This is a genomic window from Actinokineospora xionganensis (assembly GCF_014323725.1).
Classification (GTDB): domain Bacteria; phylum Actinomycetota; class Actinomycetes; order Mycobacteriales; family Pseudonocardiaceae; genus Actinokineospora; species Actinokineospora xionganensis.
On sequence record NZ_JABVED010000050.1, the window covers coordinates 1 to 2100 of the forward strand.

Annotated in this window: 1 protein-coding gene and 1 pseudogene; both read left to right on the top strand. The window is 67.1% G+C overall.

Annotated features, from left to right (window positions below):
• Positions 1-594: pseudogene (locus GPZ80_RS31810) on the top strand (DUF6801 domain-containing protein); the annotation flags it as partial.
• Between the two features lie 145 nt (positions 595-739).
• Positions 740-1897 carry a DUF6801 domain-containing protein gene (locus GPZ80_RS31815; RefSeq protein ID WP_187224803.1) on the top strand — a complete coding sequence of 386 codons (1158 nt, stop codon included), beginning with the start codon at positions 740-742 and terminating at the stop codon, positions 1895-1897.
• The last annotated feature ends 203 nt before the right edge of the window (positions 1898-2100 follow it).

A 2100-nucleotide genomic window follows, 5' to 3' on the forward strand; every position in this document is an offset into this window, starting at 1 on the left:
ACTGAGCCGACCACGACTCAGCCGACCACGACTCAGCCCACCACGACCCAGCCCACCACGACCCAGCCGACGACCCAGCCGCCCGGCGACGTCATCGACATCTCGTACACGGTCAAGGGCAAGACCTACATCAAGAAGCTCAACGCCTCCGCGCTGATCGGGCCGGGAAAGCTCGACGCCAAGGTCAAGCTGGCCGAGGGCACCTTCGCCGGTGACCTGACCCTGCCCAGCACGAAGATCAACTTCTCGCTGTTCGGGTTCCTGCCCGCCCAGGCCAACGTGAAGATCGTCCCCGCCGGGAAGGTCACCGGCACCATTGCCGCTGACGGCTCGGTCAAGTCGGACGTCGCCGTCGACCTGGTGCTGGTCAACGTCAAGGTGTTCGGCCTCTCCATCGGAGGCGGCCCGTCCTGCAAGTCCTCGACGTCGGTCGCGCTCGCCTCGAACCCCGGGTTCAACCCGGTCTCGGGCGGCACCCTGGCCGGTTCCTACGAGATCCGCCCATTCACCAACTGCGGCATGTTCACTTCGGTGATCAACAGCCTCGCCGCGGGCCCCGGCAACACGCTCGAGATCGCGCTGACGAAGAAGTGATTCCGCCGCGCGACGTGTGACCCCCGCTCGCTCCGGTGCGGTTCCCCGCACCGGAGCGAGCGGTCGGCGCGACCGCGCCCCACCACCCGCGCGCCGCGCCAAGGCGAAGCCAGCAGAACACGGAAGAGGACCGATGAGGATTGGTATGAAATCGACAAAGTTGGCCGCGGGGCTGTCCGGCGTCCTCGCCGCCGGGATGGTCGCCGCGGGACTGCTTGTCGGCGCCGGGACCGGTGCGGCGGCACAGCAGGTCGATGTCGACAAGACGCTGGACTTCTCCTGCCCCTTCCCGCTGCTGGGCATGCAGACACTCAAGACCAGGATCCAAGCCACCTTCACCCTGCCCGCCGCACCCGGCGACCCGGTGAAGACAACGAACTTCAAGACGACCGCCACGGTCCCCGCGACCTCGACGGCAGGCCTGCGTGAAGTCGCCGCGGCCACCCTCGAGGGCACCGCGGACGCCGCGGTCAACGTCGCCACCGGCGGCGCGAACCTGAACATCCGGCTGCCCGGCCTGGCCGTCGCGAAGACCACGATCCCCGCCAGCGGACCCTTCGACATGGCCGTCACCGGGTCCGTTCCGGAGTTCGCGCCCGAGCCCGGCCCGGTGTCGGTGACGATGAAGGGCTACACCGCCTTCGTCACGCCGAAGAAGACCGATGGCAGCTACACCGGCATCGGCGACATCGTCTCGCCCTGCACCCTTGTTCCCGGCCAGAACCCGGAGCTGCTCAGCTTCGTCGCGGGCGGCGGCGGTGGCAGCACCACCGTCACCACCTCGCCGCCGCCGACCGGGGTGAAGTACGGCTACGCCATCAAGGGCAAGTCGAACCTCAAGAACCTCACCGGTGACGTCCCGATCTCCGGGACCATCGACGCCGAGCTGGTCCTGGCGACCAAGCAGTTCACCGCCGCGCTGGCGCTGAACCCCACGACCGCGAATCTGACCATCATGGGCTTCCTGCCCGTGGTGTCCAAAGTGGAGTTCGAGAACGTCGGACAGACTTCCGGGAACATCGATGCCACCGGCGTGCTGAGATCGGCTTCCAAGGTCACGATCAAGCTGCCGCAGGTCAGCCTGTTCGGGTTCCCGATCAGCCAGAGCGCGGACTGTAAAACCGTTGCCCCGTCGGATATCGCGCTGCAGTCGGCGGCTGACTTCGACGTCATCGCCGGCGGCAGGCTCACCGGCACGTATGCGATCGCCCCGCTCAAGGGCTGCGGCGGCTTCAACGACTACATCAGCGGCTTCGTCGCGGCGGACGGCAACAAGCTCGACCTGACACTGACCGCTAAGTAGCACCAAGTGTGCGCACGTGAAAGAGGACATATGAGGACACGGATGAACGGGAAGATGGCCGCAGGAGTGGCCGCCACGGCGACCGCCGCGGTGGTGGCCGGGTTGTTCGCGACCAGTGGGACCGCGTCGGCCGCGGCCAGTCTGGATCTGAACTACTCCTGCACCTTTCCGCTGATCGATGTGCAGCCGGTCAAGGTGCACAT

Excerpts from the sequence above, each read along its gene's own strand:
- GPZ80_RS31815 (WP_187224803.1), top strand. The coding sequence starts at position 740 with ATGAAATCGACAAAGTTGGCCGCGGGGCTGTCCGGCGTCCTCGCCGCC.